General features: G+C 44.4%; 23 protein-coding genes. 13 read left to right on the forward strand and 10 right to left on the reverse strand.

The features are described 5' to 3' along the window. Window positions 1-135: 135 nt before the first annotated feature. From AC1DFM_RS25570 to AC1DFM_RS25605, 8 genes are all read left to right on the forward strand, one after another. The gene (locus tag AC1DFM_RS25570; protein WP_245898627.1) at window positions 136-1173 is read left to right on the forward strand and encodes a rod shape-determining protein; all 1038 of its coding nucleotides are present in this window, start codon (window positions 136-138) and stop codon (window positions 1171-1173) included. An 88-nt stretch (window positions 1174-1261) separates the two neighbouring features. Further along, the gene (gene mreC / locus AC1DFM_RS25575; RefSeq protein ID WP_477079613.1) at window positions 1262-2149 is read left to right on the forward strand and encodes a rod shape-determining protein MreC; all 888 of its coding nucleotides are present in this window, start codon (window positions 1262-1264) and stop codon (window positions 2147-2149) included. Beyond that, window positions 2146-2655, forward strand: a complete 510-nt coding sequence (gene mreD, locus AC1DFM_RS25580; protein WP_477079614.1) for a rod shape-determining protein MreD — start codon at window positions 2146-2148, stop codon at window positions 2653-2655. Before mreC ends, mreD begins: the two co-directional genes overlap by 4 nt. Before the next feature lie 206 nt (window positions 2656-2861). After that, entirely contained in the window at window positions 2862-4799 is a 1938-nt protein-coding gene (gene mrdA, locus AC1DFM_RS25585) for a penicillin-binding protein 2 (RefSeq protein WP_477079615.1), read from the forward strand. Between the two features lie 31 nt (window positions 4800-4830). Then, window positions 4831-6117, forward strand: a complete 1287-nt coding sequence (rodA, locus tag AC1DFM_RS25590; RefSeq protein WP_477079616.1) for a rod shape-determining protein RodA — start codon at window positions 4831-4833, stop codon at window positions 6115-6117. A 129-nt stretch (window positions 6118-6246) separates the two neighbouring features. Continuing rightward, window positions 6247-6999: an MBL fold metallo-hydrolase gene (locus AC1DFM_RS25595; protein WP_477079617.1), complete on the forward strand. Its 753-nt coding sequence runs from the start codon at window positions 6247-6249 to the stop codon at window positions 6997-6999. Between the two features lie 11 nt (window positions 7000-7010). Further along, window positions 7011-7868 carry a helix-turn-helix transcriptional regulator gene (locus AC1DFM_RS25600; RefSeq protein WP_477079618.1) on the forward strand — a complete coding sequence of 286 codons (858 nt, stop codon included), beginning with the start codon at window positions 7011-7013 and terminating at the stop codon, window positions 7866-7868. 38 nt (window positions 7869-7906) lie between these two features. Beyond that, window positions 7907-8254 (forward strand): nuclear transport factor 2 family protein, encoded by a 348-nt coding sequence (locus AC1DFM_RS25605; protein ID WP_477079619.1) that lies wholly within the window; start codon window positions 7907-7909, stop codon window positions 8252-8254. A gap of 61 nt (window positions 8255-8315) precedes the next feature. Here the strand turns inward: AC1DFM_RS25605 and AC1DFM_RS25610 are convergent, their stop codons facing one another. The 8 genes from AC1DFM_RS25610 to AC1DFM_RS25645 all read right to left on the reverse strand — a co-directional run bounded on the left by AC1DFM_RS25610 (window position 8316) and on the right by AC1DFM_RS25645 (window position 15242). After that, complete coding sequence (locus AC1DFM_RS25610; RefSeq protein WP_477079620.1) at window positions 8316-8780, reverse strand: hypothetical protein; 465 nt, start codon at window positions 8778-8780, stop codon at window positions 8316-8318. Between the two features lie 29 nt (window positions 8781-8809). Further along, window positions 8810-9526, reverse strand: a complete 717-nt coding sequence (locus AC1DFM_RS25615) for a hypothetical protein (RefSeq protein WP_477079621.1) — start codon at window positions 9524-9526, stop codon at window positions 8810-8812. Between the two features lie 98 nt (window positions 9527-9624). Beyond that, on the reverse strand, window positions 9625-10185 hold the full coding sequence (locus AC1DFM_RS25620) for an RNA polymerase sigma factor (protein WP_477079622.1): 561 nt from the start codon (window positions 10183-10185) through the stop codon (window positions 9625-9627). A 250-nt stretch (window positions 10186-10435) separates the two neighbouring features. Further along, window positions 10436-11401 carry a transketolase family protein gene (locus tag AC1DFM_RS25625; protein WP_477079623.1) on the reverse strand — a complete coding sequence of 322 codons (966 nt, stop codon included), beginning with the start codon at window positions 11399-11401 and terminating at the stop codon, window positions 10436-10438. A gap of 52 nt (window positions 11402-11453) precedes the next feature. Next, on the reverse strand, window positions 11454-12482 hold the full coding sequence (gene galE / locus AC1DFM_RS25630) for a UDP-glucose 4-epimerase GalE (protein WP_477079624.1): 1029 nt from the start codon (window positions 12480-12482) through the stop codon (window positions 11454-11456). Window positions 12483-12507: 25 nt separating this feature from the next. Further along, entirely contained in the window at window positions 12508-13386 is an 879-nt protein-coding gene (rfbA, locus tag AC1DFM_RS25635; protein WP_477079625.1) for a glucose-1-phosphate thymidylyltransferase RfbA, read from the reverse strand. 159 nt (window positions 13387-13545) lie between these two features. Further along, window positions 13546-14550 (reverse strand): inorganic phosphate transporter, encoded by a 1005-nt coding sequence (locus AC1DFM_RS25640; RefSeq protein ID WP_477079626.1) that lies wholly within the window; start codon window positions 14548-14550, stop codon window positions 13546-13548. A 41-nt stretch (window positions 14551-14591) separates the two neighbouring features. Then, a complete protein-coding gene (locus AC1DFM_RS25645; protein ID WP_142684061.1) occupies window positions 14592-15242 on the reverse strand; it encodes a DUF47 domain-containing protein in 651 nt (216 codons plus the stop codon). Window positions 15243-15422: 180 nt separating this feature from the next. On the opposite strand from AC1DFM_RS25645, the gene AC1DFM_RS25650 reads away from it, so the two are divergent. Both AC1DFM_RS25650 and AC1DFM_RS25655 read left to right on the forward strand, forming a co-directional pair. Continuing rightward, window positions 15423-16253, forward strand: a complete 831-nt coding sequence (locus AC1DFM_RS25650) for a UDP-2,3-diacylglucosamine diphosphatase (RefSeq protein WP_477079627.1) — start codon at window positions 15423-15425, stop codon at window positions 16251-16253. Window positions 16254-16487: 234 nt separating this feature from the next. Further along, window positions 16488-16889 (forward strand): hypothetical protein, encoded by a 402-nt coding sequence (locus tag AC1DFM_RS25655; protein WP_477079628.1) that lies wholly within the window; start codon window positions 16488-16490, stop codon window positions 16887-16889. Between the two features lie 344 nt (window positions 16890-17233). Here AC1DFM_RS25655 and AC1DFM_RS25660 read toward each other — a convergent pair whose 3' ends face one another. Next, window positions 17234-17521, reverse strand: a complete 288-nt coding sequence (locus AC1DFM_RS25660; protein ID WP_477079629.1) for a YHS domain-containing protein — start codon at window positions 17519-17521, stop codon at window positions 17234-17236. A 97-nt stretch (window positions 17522-17618) separates the two neighbouring features. After that, the gene (locus AC1DFM_RS25665) at window positions 17619-19679 is read right to left on the reverse strand and encodes a M13 family metallopeptidase (protein WP_477079630.1); all 2061 of its coding nucleotides are present in this window, start codon (window positions 19677-19679) and stop codon (window positions 17619-17621) included. 343 nt (window positions 19680-20022) lie between these two features. Between AC1DFM_RS25665 and AC1DFM_RS25670 the strand changes: the two genes are divergently transcribed. Genes AC1DFM_RS25670 through AC1DFM_RS25680 form a run of 3 tightly spaced genes read left to right on the forward strand, consistent with a single transcriptional unit; the run spans window position 20023 to window position 22062 of the window. After that, window positions 20023-20340 carry a hypothetical protein gene (locus AC1DFM_RS25670; protein ID WP_477079631.1) on the forward strand — a complete coding sequence of 106 codons (318 nt, stop codon included), beginning with the start codon at window positions 20023-20025 and terminating at the stop codon, window positions 20338-20340. A gap of 15 nt (window positions 20341-20355) precedes the next feature. After that, a complete protein-coding gene (locus tag AC1DFM_RS25675; protein WP_477079632.1) occupies window positions 20356-20784 on the forward strand; it encodes a group III truncated hemoglobin in 429 nt (142 codons plus the stop codon). 21 nt (window positions 20785-20805) lie between these two features. Next, window positions 20806-22062: a replication-associated recombination protein A gene (locus AC1DFM_RS25680; RefSeq protein WP_477079633.1), complete on the forward strand. Its 1257-nt coding sequence runs from the start codon at window positions 20806-20808 to the stop codon at window positions 22060-22062. Window positions 22063-22147 lie beyond the last annotated feature (85 nt).

The raw sequence follows: 22147 nt of genomic DNA on the forward strand, positions 1-22147 counted from the left end.
GGAGCATAAAGAGAGCAGTTACTATGCCGTTTGCACAACAAATAACTTTTTTTAATATTTAGCTGTATTATTGCAAGAATATCCATTTTTTGCATCGTATATTCGTTGGAATTATTCATTTTTGCATTCTAATTTTTGACCGTATCAACAATGGGATTTTTTAATTTTTTAACGCAGGAAATCGCGATTGATCTTGGTACAGCGAACACGCTGATAATTCATAATGACCAGGTGGTAGTGGACGAGCCTTCCATTGTAGCGATAGAACGGGCTAGTGGCAAAATTGTGGCTGTTGGAAAAAAGGCCATGATGATGCACGAAAAAACACACGAATATCTTCGTACTATACGTCCCCTGAAAGATGGCGTGATAGCGGATTTTAATGCCGCTGAAGGAATGATCAGGGAACTCATAAAAATGATTTACCCCAAAAAGCCACTGTTTGCACCCAGCTGGCGTATGGTTATCTGCATTCCTTCCAGTATTACGGAAGTGGAAAAGAGAGCGGTACGTGACTCTGCTGAGCAGGCAGGCGCCAAAGAGGTATATCTGATCCATGAACCAATGGCAGCAGCCCTGGGTATTGGTATCGATGTGGAAGAACCGGTAGGTAACATGATCATTGACATAGGCGGTGGTACCACTGGTATTTCAGTGATCGCCCTGGCAGGTATTGTTTGTGACCAGAGTATCCGTATTGCCGGTGATGAATTCACTGCTGATATCATGGAAGCCCTGCGCCGCTATCATAGCTTGCTGATCGGTGAAAGAACCGCAGAACAGATTAAAATACATATCGGATCTGCCCTGAAAGAACTGGATAACCCACCAGATGATATTCCTGTTAACGGACGAGATCTGGTAACTGGTATCCCCAAACAAATCATGGTATCTTACCAGGAAATTGCGGAAGCCCTCGACAAATCTATCTTTAAGATCGAAGAAGCCATTCTGAAAGCGCTGGAAACAACGCCTCCGGAGCTGGCATCAGATATTTATCGCAGAGGTTTATACCTGACCGGCGGCGGTGCCTTACTGCGCGGACTGGATAAACGTCTTACCCAAAAAATCAAACTGCCGGTGCATGTAGCTGATGATCCGTTACGCGCTGTGGTAAGAGGTACTGGTATTGCGTTAAAGCATGTTGGTAAGTATCCGTTCCTGATGCAATAAAACTATTTTGACGTTTACGGATTTGGAAATGCCGGTAACACCATTGAAAAATCCGTAAACGCCTAAATCTAAAAACCAGTGCGCGCTTGTGCGAAATTTAATCATTTTCTTTAGGCGATACTTTAACTTCTTCTTATTTGTGCTGCTGGAAGTGATTTGTCTGGTACTGGTGTTCCAGCATAACAATTTTCAGCGCACTGCCTACCTTAGCTCCGCCAACGACGTCAGTGGTAAATTATATGACAAGTATAATAATGTGCAGTACTACTTTCACCTGAAATCTACCAATGATAGCCTGGTGAATGAAAATATGCGACTGCATAATGCCCTGAGAACCAGCTACGACAGCATGATCACCACCAACGGGATAAAAGTGGATACCGTGCGTCAGTATAGTGATGACACCGCCCATAGAGTAATCGGCACACAGATCCGCCGCTACGAGTACTTCTCCGCCAAAGTGATCAACAACTCTATCAATAAGCCTGTTAACTACATTACTATTCACCGCGGCAGCCTGCAGGGAATCCGGCCTAATATGGGCGTTATCAGCAGCAGCGGCGTGGTAGGAGTGGTAAGAAGTGTAAGTGATAACTACGCCGTAGTACTGTCTATGTTGTCTAAATCCAACTCCGTATCTATCAGCGCCCGCCTGGGACAAGGAAAAGAGATGGGTTCTGTACACTGGGACGGTGAAGATGCCGGCTACGCCCTGTTGAAAGATGTACCGAAAAGTGCAAAAATCCATAAAGGCGATACGGTTGTCACCAGCGGCTTCTCTGCCCTGTTTCCCGAAAACATTCCTATTGGCTATGTAGAAAACATCGCTATAGGTGATAAAGCCAGCACTTCGTTTACTATCCGTTTGAAATTGGCCACCAATTTCTTTAACCTGCAATATGTGTACGTGATAGAAAACCTGCTGAAAGACGAACAACAACGATTGGAAGACTCAACGTATAAGTTGATTAAATGAGTATACTGTTAAGAAATATAATCCGCTTCATACTCCTGCTCCTGATACAGGTGTTTGTGCTCAATAAAATATTGCTGCACCAGCTGGTGAGCCCATATCTTTACATGCTTTTTATTCTGGTGCTGCCCTTTAACCTGCCACGCCCCGTGCTTATGCTGCTGGGACTGGTAATGGGGCTTTCTCTGGATGTGTTCATGGATACTCCAGGTATGCACGCTGCAGCCTGCGTATTCATTGCTTATCTGCGCCCGTTTATTATAAATATCCTATCGCCACAGGGCGGATTTGAAACCACCCAGAAAACACCGTCCATGACCAGCATGGGCGTGTCGCAATTTCTCATCTACGCCGCCATCCTGGTATTCTTACATCACGCCGTGTTTTTTTCTCTGGAAGTTTTCGGAGCAGGCAATATACTGTACCTCTTAATGAAGATTGTTTTTTCAACGTTAGCCAGTCTTTTCCTGATTGTACTGTATGAATTGCTATTCTTCTCGAGGAAATAATGTAATCATGGATAGCAGAAAGCTTAAAGCACAAAGCAAAAAGCTATTTTAGCGTAGATATAAGCGGAGAATAGAGGGAACATCATAGATTACTTAGCGCAAAGCTTTCTGCTAACAACAAAACATAATAGCTTTGTGCTTTCAGCTTTATGCTTTTAGCTCAAAGCCGCTGCCCGATTTATTTTTGAACTAAAACATGTCCGTCCTTGTCAGTATTTAATCAGCCCAGGAAGAGAGTAATACAGATGATTATACTGGGGATGGTAGTTCTGATCATCACCCGGTTATTCTTTCTGCAAATTGTGGAGAAGAAGTACGCCAAGCTGGCGGATGCCAACGCCGTACTGCGTAAGGTTATCTATCCCAGCAGAGGGATTATTTATGACCGGCAGAACCGTAGCATCCTCGGCAATGACGTGCTATATGACCTCGTGGTAACTCCTGCCAGCGTAAAAAATATTGATACCGCCTATCTCTGTAATATCTTAAAAATAGATAAGGAAGAATTCAGAAAACGTGTGCTTACCGCCATCATCAAAAATGGCCGGGTAAGACAATCCGTTTTTGCTCCCCTGCTCGCACCCGAAGTATTCGGTCAGCTACAGGAAAGTATGTACCTGTTTTCTCCCGGCTTTGAACTGGTACCCCGGCAAATCCGCTCCTATCCTTACGCTGCGGCCGCCAATATCCTTGGGTATATCGCGGAAATTTCTCCGGCAATGTTGAAAGATACCGCCAACTATAACTCCTACAACTCTGGTGATTATCTCGGCTTTACCGGCCTGGAGAAAACCTATGAGGGGGTGTTGATGGGACAGCGCGGTATCCAATACCTGATCAAAGATAACCTCAACAGGCCCCAGGGCGCCTATGAAAATGGGGAATTCGATAGCGCCGCTATTGCAGGTAAAAACCTGCGCCTGTCGCTGGACATTGAATTACAGGTGCTCGGAGAAAAGCTCATGAAAGGTAAATCGGGTAGCATTGTGGCCATAGATCCGCAAACAGGCGGTATCCTTGCCATGGTGAGTGGCCCTAGCTTTGATCCTAACCTGCTGACAGGACCTTACAGAAGTGCTAACTTCAGCAAACTCTATACAGATACCACTAAACCGCTCTTTAACCGCGCTATTCAGGCAACTTATCCGCCAGGCTCTACATTTAAGCCGATGATAGCACTGGTAGGATTGGATGAGGGGGTGATTACACCAAGTTTTGGCTACCCCTGCGGAGGCGCCTACTATGGCTGTTCCCGCCCTATCAAATGTGAGCACCATGATGCAGGACACGCAGCCAACTTGCGACTGGCACTCTCCCACTCCTGTAACTCCTACTTCTCGCACGTATATCGCCTGAGCGTGGATGCTGGCAAATTTGGCGGCATCAAGGTAGGTGGTATGCAGAAATGGGCCGATTATATGAACAACTTTGGCTTCGGGCATAAGATAGGTGTGGATATTCCCAGTGAAGGCCGTGGACTGGTACCTGATAAAAAATACTATGATGCCCGCTACAAAGGCAGCTGGAACTCGTGTACATCTGTATTCCTGGGTATCGGACAAGGAGAGCTGTTGTTAACGCCATTGCAGATGGCCAACGCCATGTGTATTGTGGCTAACAGAGGCTCGTATTATATTCCGCACTTTGTGGCCAGCATTGATAATGATAATAGTCATTTGCTGGACAAGTACAAGCAAAAGCACCAGGGAGCTCAAATCTCCGATACTGCGTATAGCGCAGTAATTCACGGGATGACGGATGTGGTGGAAAGCGGTACCGGCCGCGTTGCGCAGATTGAAGGGATTACCATTGGTGGTAAAACCGGTACTGCGGAAAACTATGGTATTGTAAATGGTGTGAGAACCAAATTGAAGAACCATGCGATGTTTGTGGCATTTGCCCCGGCAGAACATGCACGTATAGCCATTGCCGTAGTAGTGGAAAACTCTGGTTTTGGAGCTAAATATGCGGCGCCAATAGCCAGTTTGATGATGGAGAAATACCTGAAAGATAGTATTTCTACCAAGCGTCAGCCGTTATTGAAGACCGTAATGGAAACAGTTACCATAGACCCGGCGATGTTGGCTAAATCACATCTGGATTCATTGAATAGTAATGCTATTATCAAAAAGAAAAAACCTTAACCCAATCATCGAATAAACCGAATAATTTATAATGAACCGCTCGCAAGCCAAACTGACACAAGGGATAGACTGGCCAATAGTTGGCCTGTACCTCGCATTGGTGATCATCGGCATTATGTCCATTTTTGCTGCGGAGTACCGGGGGGACGATAATGTATGGCAGGATATTCTGCATCCGGGGAAAAACTATTCACGCCAGTTAATATGGTTGGGAATATCGTTGGTCCTGGCATCGGTTATCTGGCTTACAGACAGTAAGTTTTTTACAGCCACGGCGAACCTGGCGTATGCGGGAGGGTTGCTGCTGTTGCTGTTGGTATTGGGGATTGGTAAAGATGTAAAGGGATCGCATTCCTGGCTGGTAGTTGGAGGATTCCAGTTTCAACCAGCAGAGCTCACCAAACTATGTACGAATCTCGCTTTAGCTAAATACTTATCGTCGCAGGAAACAGATTTTAACAAGCTGCGATCGCGGTTAATCGCTGCTGCCATAGCCCTGATTCCGGCAGGTATCATCATCCTGCAGGATGAAACGGGATTGGCGCTGGTGTATTTCTCTTTCTTCCTGGTCATGTACCGTGAGGGCTTACCAGGCGTGTTACTGGTGATTGCATTTTCCGGTATTGTGTTGGTATTGTCGGCGTTGTTGGTGGACCGAAATATACTATTTGCCATATTTACGGTCATCACGGCGCTGGTCATCTATTTCAGCCGGCGCGAAATAAAGCGAAAGCGATCGAGACTGGCGTTGATTTTAGGAGTGTATGCCTTCTGTGGACTCTTCGTCATGTTTGTGGTGCCTTTTGCATTTACCAAAGTGTTGAAAGACTATCAGGTACGCCGTATTGAAGTAATGCTGGGCAAGGAAAATGATCCGAAAGCGACCTACAACACCCGCCAGAGTATGATTGCTATTGGCTCTGGTGGTTTCTGGGGTAAGKGATACCTGAAAGGCACCCAAACCCGGTACGACTTTGTGCCTGAACAAAGTACTGACTTTATCTTTTGCACCATAGGGGAAGACTTTGGCTTCTTTGGCAGTGTGCTCTTCCTGGGGTTATATGTGGCGTTGCTCTTCCGGATTATTTTTGTGGCTGAGCGACAGCGATCGACCTTTACGCGAGTCTACGCCTATGGGGTAGCCAGTATTATCTTTTTCCACCTGGCTATCAATATTGCGATGACCATTGGTCTGGCGCCCGTAATCGGGATTCCATTGCCACTGGTGAGTTATGGCGGGTCCTCGCTCATGACCTTTACGATGATGATATTTATCCTGCTTCGCCTGGATGCCGACCGGCAGATGGTTTTAAGATAGCAGAAAGCCGAAAGCCGAAAGCAAAAAGCTATTGAGGCGAATGATCTAAGCGAATACTATTTTCCGCTCTAGTCATTCGCCTCAATAGCTTTTTGCTTTCGGCTTTCTGCTTTCTGCTATCTTTGCGGTATGGCGAGAATTATTCCATTATCCGAAGGGTCATTTACCGTAGACGGGACCAAGAAATTTCTTCCTTTTAACCGGGAAACAGATAGCATGCAGGATCGCCCGCATGGCTCTTTGTTGGTTGAAATACAGCCGTTCCTGGTGATTACCGACMGCGATTATATTTTATTCGATACTGGTTTGGGTTTCCGTAATCCGGATGGGGTATTGCAGATCCATCAGCATTTGATTGATCATGGTATTAATCCTATGGAGATTACCAAGGTGTTGATGAGTCATTTGCATAAGGATCATTCTGGTGGCGTATCTGTGGAAGATCCCATTACAAAGGAGCGTACCCTTACGTTTCCCGGAGCTACGTATTATGTAAATAATGAGGAGATGTTGTATGCACTGGAGCATTCTGGTAAATCATATCTCGCCGAAGATATTATCTTATTGCAGCAGCGTGATAATGTGGTGTTTACCAGTGGTAATGGTACTATTGATGACTATATTCATTATGAGGTAACGGGCGGCCACTGTCCTTACCACCAGGTGTTTTTGGTAGATGATGGAGAAGATAAGGTATTTTTTGGGGGAGATGTGGCACCGCAGATATCCCAGATGAAAAGCCGCTTTGCTGCCAAGTACGACTATGATGGCAAGCGCAGTATGGAGCTACGGCAGGAATTCCTGGAGCGTGGCAAGCAGGAAGGTTGGACTTTCCTTTTCTACCACGATACCAAAGAACCTTTTACCAAGTTTACTAACTAATCACTATTTCCATGTATTCCCTGTTTGATAATCTGACGCTTACGGGGCAGTATGCTATTAAAACATGGCAGCAGGAAGGCCATGCATGGGCTTCGTATAGTCTTTACCGTGAGCAGGCGGCGCATGAGCTATATGTACCGCATACTATATTGAACCTGGTATTACAGGGAGAGAAAAGGATGTATGATGGCAGGCAGGTACATTTTCTACGTGCCGGCGATGCGTTGTTGATTCCGGCAGGAACGCTGCTTTGTTCGGAGATACTGCCGCCGCAGCAGCAATATCGGAGCATTAATCTGGTGATACCTGATGAAATGATCCTGGCGGAGTTGAAGTCAGGAGGCCGGCAATCCGCTGCCTGTTCCAAAGCCTTGACAACGCTGCCAGCCGACCAGCAATGGCAAAACTTTGCCCAATGGTTGTTGCCGCGCTTTGCGGAGGACTATACCGGGCCGGATTACCATGAAATTATTTCGCATACACTCCACTTGATTAATAAGGATGCAGGTATTAGTGCCATGTTGGCCGGAGCGGTGAAGTATCCTTTGCCGGAGGTGATGGAAAAACTAAGTATTCATTTGCCGGAAGTACGGCTGCTGGAAGAAATGGCGGCCATGGGGCATATGAGTACAGCTACCTTAAAGCGTCGTTTTCGTAATATTTATCATTGTAGTCCGATGGAATGGATATGGACGAAGCGATTGCAAATGGCAGGATTCCTGTTAAGAACCACTGAGCAATCTATCCCTGAAATAGCCTACAGTGTTGGTTTTGAAGATATCCCCCACTTTTATCGCCAGTTCAGGCGATGTTTTAAATTAACGCCGTTGCAATGGCGCAAAATGGAAAGTGATCTTTTTAGCAAATAGCCGGAAGTGGTAATGCGCTACATTGCAAAAAAAAAGTCATGGAAAATCTGACCAACTTTGGTGAAGCCTGGGTGCGGGCCTGGAATGCACACGACCTCGAAGAGGTATTATCTCATTATGATGATAACATCGTTTTTTATTCTCCCTTTATCAAAAAAATAAATAATGATCCCAACGGGTGTATCCGGGGAAAGGAAAATCTGCGGGCTTATTTTAGTAAGGCGTTGGTAGCTTATCCTGAATTACATTTTGAATTGTACCATATACTGGAGGGAGTGAATTCAGTAGTGTTGTACTATAAGAGTGTAAATAATTTGTTGAGTGCAGAGATGATGGTATTAAATGAAAAAGGGTTAGTAAGTGAAGTAAGGGCGCACTACAAATAGCGTTGGCTTTTAGCCATTAGCTGTTAGCAATTACGGGCCGCTAACAGCTAATGGCTGACTGCTAGAATGGTCTTCTCCGGGGGCCGCCGCCTTGTCCCATTCTATTCATACGTTGTTTATTCACATGATTGATCATGATATTCCGGAATTCTCTTTCTGTTTTAAATACCATACCAGCCTTTCTTCCAGGTAATACCCGCTGAAATTCACTACTGTAGCGGGATCGAATGTCCAGCATTCTTTTTTCATAGCTCAGTTCCTTGTCCATATTTCTACGGGCGGCATCATCGGCATTATCGGTAGATAACTTATCGAGGTCTTTTTTCTGATGACGTTCAGCAATGAGTTGTTCTACTTCATGGGTATAATTATTATATACGGGTAAGAATTTCTGTGCTTCTTCGGATGTGAGGTCCAATTTTTTAGACAGATATTCTATTTGAATGGCTTTAATTTTTTCGGCGGGGTCATCGGATGGAGGCTGTTGTGCGCTGCTCACACCGTATGGATAGAGTAGGACAAACATTGTAATCCATATAAAGCTAAGACGTTTCATCATTTCTTTTCAGGTAACACTTCCTTTGATAAATCTGTTTGTTGCAGGTATTTTTCGATGGCTTCCACTGGAACAGCTTCGTCTAGCTGATTTTGCACAGGGGCCGCTTCCACAGAAGCGGACGATGCAAAAATAGCATCATTATCAAAAGGATCAGTGTGGGTTTGCAGGTATTCAACGATATCTTGGTCGTTAAAGTTTTCCAGTTTTCTTTCTATTATGTCAACATGCTTACTGGTAATAAAGAGGATAGTACTACTGCCTATTAGGGTAGCGAGGCAGGCGGCTACTGTCCATTTTATCCAGGTACTTGCCTGGTTCCGGTGTGCTATCCGCAATGGGGCGGCTGGCAACAGATGGTTGACTTGAAGGGATTCAAAATAACCTTCGGGCACGGTAAAAGGGGACTGCTTGGGCAGTGCAGCAAGGAAAGGGGAAAGTGCTTCCAGTTCTGATGGAACGGTGGAGGCTTCTTCGGCCTTAATTCGTTGCATAATGACTGAGGGCAATTCACTAAAATAGCCGGCAGGAATGGCTGGGTTTTGTAGAACAGCAGGTGTGCCGGAACGTAGTGTGTCCAGCTGAATTTGCAGCAGAATAGCAGCCGGTAGTTGTTCAAAGTAGCCGGCCGGTACCGTAAAAGGTACGTCAGCTGGCCAGTTGGCGTCTGGCGCTATTTGCATTAATTCACTCGCTATGTCGGTCCGCTTGTTCATATACTGTTTTTTAGACAGTGAAGGGATTTAATAGTTTAATGCGATTTTAATCTTTTCGTAAGATTCTTTAAAAATCACTTAAAATATATATTTGTAGGCTAGATATCAGCTCCTTTCCGGATGAATTCTTCTATCTTTTTTACCGCATGATGGTAAGATGCTTTTAATGCGCCTTCAGAGGTTTCCAGCACTTTGCTCATTTCCTCATATGGCATTTCATCATAGTAGCGGAGGTTAAAGACAATCCTTTGTTTATCAGGTAAACTAAGTATGGCCCGTTGGAGTTTCCATTCCAGTTTGTTGGCGTCAAACTGGGGATCTGCCTTGAGCTTATTGCTTAAACCGGTTTCCACTTCAGAGAGGGAAATGGATGTTTTACGCTTTTGTTGTTCCAGGAAAGTAAGACTTTCATTGGTGGCTATCTTATATAGCCAGGTATACAATTGCGCGTCCTCCCGGAAGTTTTCCAGGTTTTTCCACACCTTAATGAATACATTTTGCAGTACATCATTCGCGTCGTCATGATCCATGACCATTCTGCGGATGTGCCAGTAGAGCCGTTCCTGATACTTCTGGATAATAAGGGTAAATCCCTTCTCCTTGGTATCAGCTGCGCGGTATAATGCCAATAATGTTTTATCGTCCTGTGAAACGGCCATAGGTTAAATGGTTCTTGACAGGTTTTAATTAGTTGAATGTAAATAAAAACCTGCTGATAAGACAAACGAATGAGCGGAAAGTTTAACGCGATCTTTTGTCTTGTGGCAGGATTATACCGATTTTAATAATTGGTATAAAAAAAATTAGCGAAAACAGCAGCGGGTATTGCTGCCATCTTCGCTAAACTTTTATATCATCAAAACAAAAATTACCTGTATCAGTACTATGCTGATGTAGACAATAGGTGTTTTATGCTTTTTTCTTCCGTGCCATTGCCTTTTCGGCTGCGGCTACGATATGATCTGCATCCAGGCCATATTTTTTCAGCAGGTCCAGTGGTTTACCGCTTTCACCGAAAGTATCGTTAGTACCTACATATTCAATAGGAACGGGGATATGACGGGAAGCTACCTGTGCAATGCTGTCGCCTAAACCACCGAGTACATTGTGTTCTTCGGCAGTTACCGCGCAACCTGTTTTGGTGAGGGAGGCAATTACAGCTGCTTCATCCAGTGGCTTAATGGTGTGGATATTGATAATTTCCACGCTATAGCCTTTCTCTTCCAGTATTTTACCTGCTTCTACTGCGATCCATACGAGGTGGCCACAGGCGAAGAGGGTAATATCTGTTCCTTCGTGCAGGATTTGTGCTTTACCTATTTCAAATTTTTGATCTTCCGGTGTGAAGTTAGGCCATTTCGGACGGCCGAAACGGAGGTATACCGGGCCTTCGTAATCTGCAATAGCGATGGTAGCAGCTTTGGTTTGATTGAAATCGCAAGGTACGATAACAGTCATGCCAGGCAGCATTTTCATCATTCCAATATCTTCCAGGATCTGGTGGGTAGCACCATCTTCACCCAGGGTAAGACCTGCGTGGGAAGCACATATTTTTACATTTTTATTGGAATAGGCTACAGACTGACGGATCTGGTCATATACCCTGCCAGTAGAGAAGTTGGCAAATGTAGTGGTATATGGGATTTTACCGCCAATGGTTAAACCAGCAGCGATGCCGATCATATTGGCTTCAGCAATACCTACCTGTACAAAACGGTCTGGAAATTCCTTAATAAATGCATTGAGTTTCATGGAACCGAGTAAGTCGGCTGTCAGCGCCACTACATTGGGGTTCTTGCGACCTACCTCCAATATCCCTTCACCAAACCCTCCACGGGTTTCTTTTTCATTTAGCGGTTGAATATCTTTTACCATTATGGTCTTTTTAAAATTGAAGAATAAAAGTAAACATTAAAAAGAGATGATCCTAGTTACTCAGCACTTTATTGCGGAGACTCACCTCCCACTGCCAGGCAGTACGCATACTGTCTTCTATACCAATTTCAGGTAACCAGCGGAGTTTTTCTTTGGCTTTGGTATTATTGGCATAAATAGAAATCACATCTCCTTCGCGGCGTGGGCCGGTGGTGTAGTTCAGTTTAATGCCGGATATTTTCTCAAATGCTTTGATGGCTTCCAGTACGGTAACGCCATTGCCGGTGCCCAGGTTGAAAATCTCGCAGTTGCTTTCATTGCGGTGTTCCAGCAGGTATTGTAATGCTTTCGTGTGTGCGTTGGCGATATCCATTACGTGGATATAGTCGCGTACACAGGAGCCATCACGGGTATCGTAATCGGTACCGAAAACGGTCAATTTAGGGATTTTTCCGATGGCCGTTTGGGTGATCACGGGTACCAGGTTGTCTGGTTTGCCCAGTGGCAGTTCGCCGATGAGTGCAGAAGGGTGCGCACCAACCGGATTGAAGTAGCGCAGGAGGATAGACTGTGTATCGTTTACCCGGCTGTAATCTTCAATAATTTGTTCTCCGATTTGTTTGGTACGTGCATAAGGTGATTGCGCGTCACCAAGAGGTGTGGTTTCTACCACCGGTAATTCTTTGGCATTGCCGTAAACTGAGCAGGAAGAGGAGAATACCAGGTTAGGGATATTATACTCTTTTACGCATTTCAGTACGTTGATCAGAGAAGTCAGGTTATTCTGAAAATACATCAGGGGTTCTGTAACAGATTCTCCCACTGCTTTCAGTGCCGCAAAGTGGATAACCCCCACAATGTCCCTGTTTTCATGAAATACAGCATTGGTATCTTCCAGGTTACAAAGATCTACTTTGTAATTGCGTACCTTTTTTCCGGTAATTTTTTCTATACCATCTAATAATTGGGTGGTACTCCTGATGTTACTGTCAACAGACACTACATCAAATCCATTATTGATCAGATCTACTATAGTATGTGAGCCGATATAGCCACATCCACCCGTAACAAGAACCTTCATGATATTTCAGATTTACTTTTATTAGTTATTTCAAAGTATTTTTTTGATTCAGCAGCGATTGAAGATAAGCTCCATAGCCACTTTTGAGTAATGGTTTGGCCAGTTCTTTCAGCTGGTCGGCATTAATAAATCCTTTGCGGTAGGCGATTTCCTCGATACAGGCAATTTTTATTCCTTGTCTTTGTTCAATCACCTGTACAAACTGTGATGCCTGCATCAGCGAGTCAAAGGTACCGGTATCCAGCCACGCTGTACCGCGGGGTAAGATAGAAACTTTTAAATTTCCACGCTTTAAATATTCTTTATTGACGTCGGTAATTTCATATTCGCCGCGGGCACTGGGTTGCAGATTTTTTGCAATTTCCACTACTGAGTTATCGTAGAAATAGAGGCCAGGTACCGCATAATTGGATTTTGGCTCCTGTGGTTTTTCCTCTATAGATAGTACATTCATATCTTCTCCGAATTCTACTACGCCATATCTTTCGGGGTCAGATACCTGGTAAGCATATACGATACCGCCTTCGGGGTTGGCATTGTGGGAGAGTTGGGTTCCCAGGCCTGCGCCGTAGAAGATGTTGTCGCCCAATACCAGGGCCACGCTATCTTTGCCAATAAATTCTTCTCCGATCACAAATGCCTGTGCCAGTCCGTTAGGGTTGGGTTGTTCTGCATAGCTGAGATTCAGACCGAGTTGTGCGCCGTTACCAAAAAGACGTTGAAAAGCGGGGAGGTCATGCGGTGTGGAAATGATCAGAATATCCTTTATTCCCGCCAGCATTAATGTAGACAGCGGATAATAGATCATTGGTTTATCATACACCGGCATTATCTGTTTGCTGATAGCATACGTAATGGGGTGTAACCGGGTGCCGGATCCACCGGCCAGGATAATTCCTTTCATTTGCAAGATCAATTTTTGATGGTCACTAGCTTGTGGCTTCTTAAATTATCACAAAGCCGCACAAAAATAAGCAGAAAGCAGAAAGGAAAAAGCAAAAAGCTATTTTCGTGTGGATATCCCCGAAAATAGCTTTTTACTTTTTCCTTTCTGTCGGTTATTTTATATAAACAGATTCACAATAAAATAAGTGAAAGCGGCCAGCAATCCACTGATGGGAATGGTTAATACCCATGCCCAGAGGAGGGAAACGGTTACACCCCAACGAACAGCTGACAATCTTTTAGTAGCGCCTACCCCCATGATAGCACCAGTGATTACGTGTGTGGTACTGGCAGGGATTCCCATGTGTTCAGTGATGAAAAGCGTAATGGCGCCGGATGTTTCCGCTGCTACCCCTTCCAGTGGAGTTACTTTGGTGATACGGGTACCCATGGTTTTAACGATTTTCCAACCACCACTCATGGTACCGAGGGCGATACAGGTAAAGCAGGCCAGTGGCACCCAGTCTGGCATGGCCTTAATATTTTGGATATAGCCGGCAGATACCATGGCAGCAGAGATGATCCCCATTACTTTCTGGGCATCGTTACTACCGTGGCCAAGGCTCAATGCAGCGGATGATGCCAGCTGCAGGCGTTTGAACCAGCTTTCTGCGCGATAAGGATTGGCTTTGCGGCAAACATTTACGATGATGAGCGTAATGACAAAGGCCACAAACATACCTATCAGCGGCGCCAGTACAATGAAATATACAGTAGGCAATACTTTGTGGAAGTTGATAACGTCAATGCTACCACCAGAAGCTGTAACTGCGGCGCCAATGAAGCCACCAATCAGTGTATGCGAGGAACTGGAGGGAATCCCCAGCCACCAGGTAAACAGGTTCCAGATAATAGCAGCCACGAGGCCACAAAAGATTACTTTCAGTGTAATGAATTGTTCAAATACAGAGCTGGCCACAGAATTGGCCACTTTGAACTCACCAATAACGTATTTGGCAATAAAAAAAGCCGCAAAGTTGAATACTGCGGCCCAAAGTACTGCCTGGAAAGGTGTCAGCACCTTGGTCGACACAATTGTGGCGATAGAGTTGGCGGCATCATGAAAACCATTGATATAGTCAAATATGAATGCCAGTATGATAATTATTACTAATAATGTCATGACTTAGGGAGAATTATGCGTTCAGAACAGTATTCCCCTTATCAGGAGTACTTGATAATAATGGTTTCTATTACATTGGCGCAGTCCTCGCATTTGTCCGTAGCGATTTCCAGGGCCTGGTAGATTTCACGCATTTTAATCAGTTCTGCCGCATTTTGTTCCGTGTCGAACAAATCGGCGATGGCCATGTCGTAAATGTCATCAGCGTGGTTTTCCAGGCTGTTGATTTTTACGCAGGCATCGGTAATGATGCGCATATTCTGCATATTGCGCAATTCTGGGATTGCTTTTGCCAGCTCCAGTACGCCGAGGTGGATTAATTCGGCCAGCTTGCGAATGCTCTCATTGATGTAATGTACTTTGTACAGGTCCATTCTTTTTGCGGAACCGTGGATATAGTCAGCAACATCATCCAGTGTAGCAGCCAGGTAGTGGATATCTTCCCGGTCAAATGGGGTAATGAAGTTTTGTCCGAGTTCTACAAATATGCGGTGGGTGTAGTCGTCATTTTTGTGCTCCAGGCGCTCTATCAGATGCACTTTATCTTTTCTCACAGCCAGATCAGTAGTCGCTACCAGCTCGTTGAGCACGGTCGCCATTTCTACAAGATTGGAAGCCACATCTTCAAACAAAGAATAAAATACCCGGTCTTTCGGCATGAATAGTTTTACAAAAGAATTGAAGCCTCCCATACGTTTGAGTTTATAATTTGCCGCAAAAATAGCTTTCTCGACCTGTTCCCACCAGCAAAAAAAGCGAATTAATAATTCCTTAACACTGGATTAATATAAAAGTAATATAGCGATTTTTCCTTTGTATTGAAAATTATACTCATAAACAGGCTGCCTACAACCTGCACATACCACCTATAGATGTCAGACAAACGCCCATTAGATATAGCCGTAATCTCAGATGTACACCTTGGGATATACGGTTGTCACGCTAAAGAATTGATCCAGTACCTTGATAGCATTGATCCGCGTATATTGGTACTGAACGGGGATATTATCGATATCTGGCAGTTTAGCAAACGCTATTTCCCTAAAGCCCATACCAAAGTAATCCGGAAAATCCTGAAAATGATCGGGAAAGGCACCGACGTGTATTACCTGACCGGTAACCACGATGAAGCCCTCCGCAAGTACGCCGGCTTTGAGCTAGGTAACTTTACCATTGATAATAAGCTGGTACTGGAAGTAAATGGAAAAAAACACTGGTTCTTTCATGGCGATGTATACGATGTAACCATGAAAAACTCCAAATGGCTGGCTAAACTGGGCGGAAAGGGGTATGATCTGCTGATTATCCTGAACCGGTTAGTGAATAATGCCCTCGAAAGTATGGGCCGGGAAAAGATGTCGTTCTCCAAAAAAGTAAAGCAGGGCGTAAAATCTGCGGTTAAATTTATTTCTGATTTTGAACAAACGGTAGCCGAAATAGCCGTAGATAAAGGATTTGATGTAGTGTGCTGTGGCCATATTCACCAACCCCTGATTAAAGAAATGCAGGTAGGCGATAAAACCGTGACCTATCTGAATTCTGGTGACTGGGTAGAAAGTCTTACTTCTCTCGAATATACCAATCAACAATGGACCCTATACCAACATCCGGTTACCAAATCCAAAATTGTACTGGCAGAAGATGAGGAGGATAGTACCAACGACTGGGACCCTACCCGCATCATTACTTTCCCTGGAACCTGATGCTGCCGGATGACTCCTTGCTCCCGCTACTTTGCAATAGCAGCGGGCATTGTTCCGTAATAACAGTAAGAGTAAACAGGTAAACATATTTATATTTATATATTTATTATATATTTATATTTAAATATTATTTTCACAAAATCATAACAAGCGCTTAATATTAAATTAAAAGTAGACTGTTAAGTTTGCCAGAGAAATAATAAAGTGTGTCTTAAAAAGCAGAAAAAAAGCTAGATGAAAGTATTGAAGTTGCATCCTTTAATGACTATCTCCCTATTGCAAATGCAAATACAGCGTTTGCTCTTTTGCAATGTGGCAGTATATGTGCGTAATTCCCTGGCCAATACTTTTGATACCCTTAAAGAAGCCGGTTTTGAAGAAGAAGTGCTGATAGAATTTCCTATCGACGAAACACTGAGCCTGCGTGAGTTTGAGGAAGAAGTAGAAGAACGGTTTAACTTTTCGCTGGAGTTATGTAACAAAGACAATAAACCTTTTATGAACAAGAGTCAGCATTTATTTCAGCTGGCCTGTGCTACGCCTGATAGAAGGGAAGAACGTAATTATCAGTTGGACATTTCCCTGGATATGCTGACGAATAATAACCGGCAATCGCCTCAACAAAATATGTGGTAATTTTTTATCCTGTTTTTCGGGAGATATATACTTCCGGCCTGCTTTTCAGCCCTGTACCGATATCCTGTTCTCCGAAACCTTATTATTGTTAGCCCTTCCGTAAATGCTTTATCAATTAACATGCTGGTAATATTTCCTTAACCATGAGGTAATATGTGGTCCCTATTTTTGCGACACGGAACCCATTATCACCTGCAGCGGAAACACAATACCATGCGTATGGCTCTCCTTCACCCGGTAACTTTCACTTTTATCAACAATTCTGGTATTTTTTATCAATAGATTCATAAACTGAACCCAATACCGTCCGGGTTTTTACCCGGACGGTTTTTAAAGGAATATTTTTATTTGCCCAGTTTGGCCATATATTTTTCCGGCGCTTTTTCAAACACCCCTTTGCAGGTAGGAGAACAGAAATGAAGGGTATCTCCTTTATATACAGTCCACTCTTTATAGCTGGTATCATAAGGCATTTCGCATACCGGATCAGGTAATTTGCCATTGGCATCTGCGGTCAGTTTTTCTGTAGCCGCAGCTGGTGTGGCCGGCATGGTATTATTTTCAGCTGGTTTATTTTGTTGTGCACAGGCAAACAGGAATAATGCGCTACCAATTACGAATATATGTTTCATGCTGTTTTTTTTGCGAAGGTATTGATAAAAAAAATTACGGATTTGCGAGAAGGAGCTCTTCTTACAAATCCGTAATGTTATGGTGAGAAAATGTTTATTACCAGATTACTACACGTTTATCTGCAGGTAACGCCATTTTGCTATCGGCTGCACAACCCCATGCTGCCTGGAATTCAGCCAGGTGAGGTAATGGTCCGTTGATGCGGAATCTTGCGGGAGAGTGTGGATCTGTTTGAATCTGGTTGCGGAGGGCAGCATCGGTAATGTTACCATGCCATACCTGCGCCCAGCCCAGGAAGAAGCGTTGCTGCCAGGTAAATCCGTCGATAGGTTTAGGTTCACCTTTACCTTCAAAAGATTTTACCAGTGCATGATAAGCCAGGGTTAAGCCACCGAGGTCAGCTACGTTTTCGCCAATGGTCAGCGCACCATTTACTTTGAAGCCAGGTAAAGCTTCCAGGGAGCTGAAGTAATCGATATAACGTTTGGTGAGCTTATCGAAATTAGCGCGATCGGCAGCAGTCCACCAGTTTTTCAGGTTACCTTCTGCATCAAACTGAGAACCCTGGTCATCAAAGCCGTGGGTAAACTCGTGGCCAATTACCGCGATGATACCGCCATAGTTGATGGCATCATCTGCATTTGGATTGTAGAAAGGAGGTTGGAGGATACCGGCAGGGAATACTACTTCGTTGTTTAACGGATTGTAGTAAGCGTTTACGGTTTGAGGAGTCATACCCCACTCGCTTTTATCTACTGGCTTGCCTATTTTATCAATATTTTCTTTGTGCTCATATAAGCTGGCTGCTACTACGTTTTCCAGCAGTTTGCCTTTGTCGATATTGATAGAAGAGTAATCTTTCCATTTGTCAGGATACCCGATCTTGTAAGTAAAGGAAGATAATTTTTTATGTGCCATCAGTTTGGTAGAATCGCCCATCCAGGTGAGTTTGTCGATTCTTTCGCCATATACTTTACGCACGTTTTCAATCATTTCAGATACTTTCTGTTTGCTGCTTTCCGGGAAGTATTTCTTGGCAAACAGTTTACCCAGTGGCATGCCCATTTTTCCGTCGGTAGAGCGGATAGCACGTTCAGCACGGGTTTTCTGTGCTTTCTTGCCAGTCATCACGGTACCATAGAAGTGGAAATTTTCTGCATCAAAAGAGGCAGGTAAATAACCCGCAAACCCGGTGAGCAGTTGCCATTTGGTGTATGTTTTCAGTGTTTCAATAGGCGTAACTCTCAGCTGGTTGCCTGCTTTGGTCAGGTATTCTTTGTTTTGCAGTACAATGGTATCTGCTTTAATATCCTGTTTCGCAGCAAAGTTATCCCAGTCGAAATCCGGCGCCAGTTTTTTCAGTTCAGCAAACGCTGCTCTATTGTACGTTTTAACCGGGTCGCGCAGTTCTACGTTAGAGAGCTGCATGTTAGCCAGTTTGGTTTCAAATTCCAGGATCGTTTTACCGGGAGTAGCTTCAGTAAAGCCGGCCAGTTTAAACATTTTATCTACGTGTGCAACGAATTCATCGCGTACATTTTTGGTAGCGGAATCCTGTCTTTCGTAGTAGCTTTTTTCACCTAGGCTCAAGCCGCCCTGACCCTGGTACAGCACGTTCATTTTGCTGTTTTTCGCATCTGCATCTGCACCAAATCCGGTGAAGCTGGAAACACCGATTTTTTGCAATTCGCCGGTTACGCTGGCCCAGTCGGCCAGGGTTTTGATGGCATTAATTTTATCGAGGTAAGGTTGTAATGGAGTGATGCCGCGTTGTTCAATGGTAGCGGTATCCAGGAAAGAGGTGTAGTAATCTGCGATTTGCTGCTCTTCGGTACCTTTTTTCAGGTCTTTTTTGCTGGTGATATCAGCAATAATACCTTTCAGGCGAACTTCTTTGTTTTCTTTATCGAGGATGTTGAATGCTCCCCAGCGACTTTCTGTAGATGGAATAGGGTTGTTTTTCTTCCAGTTGCCATTTGCGTAATTGTCGAAATCATCGCAGGCTTTGTGGGTGGTGTCGAGGTCGGCGAGGTTGAATGCCGGCACCTTTACAGTGTCTGCTGCTTCTCCCTGGTGTGAGGAGTTGCCGGAATTGCAAGCTGCAAAAGTAACCATGGCAGCCAGCAACGGTAGTTTTACCGCATTGGTTTTCTTCATATATAAAACAGGTTTAGTATTTAAAGTTATGGAAAAGGGAGGAAGTTGCTACAAAGGTTTTTTATAAGCGGCAATCTCTGTAGTGGTGGCCGACAGGATCAAATCGGATAATCTCTAAATAATTAGGTAGGTTTGTATTACGAAAATTAGGAGATAGATGGATTTCAGGTTTAAATTGTACAGAATCACTACGTCGCTATCGTTGATGATTTCAGGTTTTTTTGTGTTCACAGGCCTTTCTGTTATTTTGTTCAAGGGTATCAGCACCATGTTTTTAATGAGCCTTTTATTTTGGGGGGCTTGCTTCATTCATAGCGTTTTATCCTTATATCTGCAACGTAGCATGTTGCTGCCGGAAGTACCATTGAAAGAAAATACCCCTGGAGGAATTCGTATTATGGGCGTCATCGAAGTGCTCTTTTCTTCTTTAATGATCATTGTAGGAATAGTATTGATCACCTTATCGGGCAATATTATCAACGATGTACGCGCCATGTTGCCAACACCGGAAGAGCAAAAGGCCATCACACCAGCCGCGATACAAGTGGCGGGCGTATTTTGTCTGATACCTGGTATTATTCTGATCCTCAATGCGGTGTTGTCGTTCGGTATACTGCGTCAATGGCAGCAACGGCAGGAGCATAATAACCCGGAAGAATAACAAACATAAACGGTTATGGAGAAAAAGGAAATAACCAACAGAGCTGACATCAAGTTGCTGGTAGACCGCTTTTATGAAAAAGTACAGGTGGACGACCGGATCGGATATATTTTTAATGACATCGCCAAAGTAGACTGGAGCAAGCATCTGCCTACCATGTATGATTTCTGGGAAAGCTTGCTGCTGGAAGGCGGCAACTACCGCGGCAACAGCATGGCGCCTCATTTCAGGATCAATCAACTGATCCCGCTGGAATCAGCTCACTTCGACCGCTGGATATCCTTGTTTGAAGGTACCGTGAACGAGTTGTTCAAAGGCGAAAACGCAGATCTGGCCATTACCCGCGCCAGATCCATCAAGGATATCATGGCCTATAAAATGAACCAGATTAATCATCCCGACGACAATAACAAGAAGATTCCGCTTATTAACCCAGGCAGTTAACCATTAAATAATCAGTGTAGTATGCAGCCATTAGCAGAGCGGTTACGGCCAGTAACATTAGATGAACTGGTGGGGCAGGAACACCTTACTGGCAAAGACAGCATTTTAAGAAAAGCCATTACACAAGGCATGATCCCCTCCATGATCCTGTGGGGCCCTCCCGGTGTTGGTAAAACCACCATCGCCAATATTATTGCCCATACATTGCAGGTCCCGTTTTACACACTGAGCGCTATTTCCGCCGGTGTAAAAGAAGTCAGGGAAGTGATTGAAATGGCGAAGAAACAACGGCATGCGGTGTTATTCATCGATGAAATTCACCGTTTCAATAAGTCCCAGCAGGACGCCCTGTTAGGCGCGGTGGAAAAAGGAATTATTACCCTCATTGGCGCCACTACAGAGAATCCTTCCTTTGAAGTAAATGCGGCGGTACTCTCCCGTAGCCAGGTGTATGTACTAAAGCCATTGGGAAAGGAACAGCTAATGACACTACTGCAGCAAGCCATGGAACGGGATGAATGGCTGCGCAGCAAGCATATTGAATTAAAGGAAACCAGCGCCCTGTTTAATATTTCAGGGGGAGATGCCCGCAAATTATTGAACCTCTTTGAGCTGGTGGTGACCACACTACAGGAAGATCCTATTGTGATTACCGATAGCAAAGTAATGGACATTGCACAACAGCGTGTAGCCATTTACGATAAAAGCGGTGAACAACACTATGATATCATTTCCGCATTTATTAAATCTATTCGTGGTAGTGATCCTAACGCTGCCTTGTATTATCTCGCCAGAATGATTGATGGTGGAGAGGATGTAAAATTCATCGCCCGCCGGTTGGTGATCCTGGCATCAGAAGATATTGGCAATGCCAATCCCAACGCGTTGTTGCTGGCTACCAGCTGTTTCCAGGCTGTGAACCTCATCGGTTTTCCGGAGTCGAGAATTATTTTGTCGCAGTGTGTTACCTATCTGGCGGCATCCGCAAAAAGCAATGCGGCAGTGGCGGCTATCAGTGCGGCACAATCAGTCGTATCTCAAACCGGTGATTTGCCGGTACCGATGCATATCAGGAACGCCCCTACGAAAATGATGAAGAATATGGGTTATGGCGAAGGATATGCTTATGCACATAGCTATGAAAATAATTTTGTGACGCAGGAGTTTTTGCCGGATGCGATTAAAGGCATGAAGTTTTATGAACCCGGGAATAACCCGCGGGAAGAGGAATTGAGGAAGTATTTAAAGAATTTGTGGAAAGAGAAATATAATTATTAGCAATTACGGATTACGAATTACGGATTTGTGGGTAGATGGTAAACGCGAAGATCGGCTTCGCTTATATCTACCCACAAATCCGTAA

It is taken from the genome of Chitinophaga sp. 05T412, assembly GCF_056396465.1.

Coding starts and splice junctions, on each gene's coding strand:
- rfbA (WP_477079625.1), bottom strand. CDS start 13,386: ATGAAAGGAATTATCCTGGCCGGTGGATCCGGCACCCGGTTACACCCC.
- AC1DFM_RS25670 (WP_477079631.1), top strand. CDS start 20,023: ATGTTGCTGCCGGAAGTACCATTGAAAGAAAATACCCCTGGAGGAATT.
- AC1DFM_RS25620 (WP_477079622.1), bottom strand. CDS start 10,185: ATGGCCGTTTCACAGGACGATAAAACATTATTGGCATTATACCGCGCA.
- AC1DFM_RS25665 (WP_477079630.1), bottom strand. CDS start 19,679: ATGAAGAAAACCAATGCGGTAAAACTACCGTTGCTGGCTGCCATGGTT.
- AC1DFM_RS25640 (WP_477079626.1), bottom strand. CDS start 14,550: ATGACATTATTAGTAATAATTATCATACTGGCATTCATATTTGACTAT.
- AC1DFM_RS25660 (WP_477079629.1), bottom strand. CDS start 17,521: ATGAAACATATATTCGTAATTGGTAGCGCATTATTCCTGTTTGCCTGT.
- AC1DFM_RS25675 (WP_477079632.1), top strand. CDS start 20,356: ATGGAGAAAAAGGAAATAACCAACAGAGCTGACATCAAGTTGCTGGTA.
- AC1DFM_RS25605 (WP_477079619.1), top strand. CDS start 7,907: ATGGAAAATCTGACCAACTTTGGTGAAGCCTGGGTGCGGGCCTGGAAT.
- AC1DFM_RS25625 (WP_477079623.1), bottom strand. CDS start 11,401: ATGGTAAAAGATATTCAACCGCTAAATGAAAAAGAAACCCGTGGAGGG.
- AC1DFM_RS25650 (WP_477079627.1), top strand. CDS start 15,423: ATGTCAGACAAACGCCCATTAGATATAGCCGTAATCTCAGATGTACAC.
- mreD (WP_477079614.1), top strand. CDS start 2,146: ATGAGTATACTGTTAAGAAATATAATCCGCTTCATACTCCTGCTCCTG.
- galE (WP_477079624.1), bottom strand. CDS start 12,482: ATGAAGGTTCTTGTTACGGGTGGATGTGGCTATATCGGCTCACATACT.
- AC1DFM_RS25655 (WP_477079628.1), top strand. CDS start 16,488: ATGAAAGTATTGAAGTTGCATCCTTTAATGACTATCTCCCTATTGCAA.
- AC1DFM_RS25615 (WP_477079621.1), bottom strand. CDS start 9,526: ATGAACAAGCGGACCGACATAGCGAGTGAATTAATGCAAATAGCGCCA.
- AC1DFM_RS25680 (WP_477079633.1), top strand. CDS start 20,806: ATGCAGCCATTAGCAGAGCGGTTACGGCCAGTAACATTAGATGAACTG.
- AC1DFM_RS25645 (WP_142684061.1), bottom strand. CDS start 15,242: ATGGGAGGCTTCAATTCTTTTGTAAAACTATTCATGCCGAAAGACCGG.
- AC1DFM_RS25600 (WP_477079618.1), top strand. CDS start 7,011: ATGTATTCCCTGTTTGATAATCTGACGCTTACGGGGCAGTATGCTATT.
- AC1DFM_RS25610 (WP_477079620.1), bottom strand. CDS start 8,780: ATGTTTGTCCTACTCTATCCATACGGTGTGAGCAGCGCACAACAGCCT.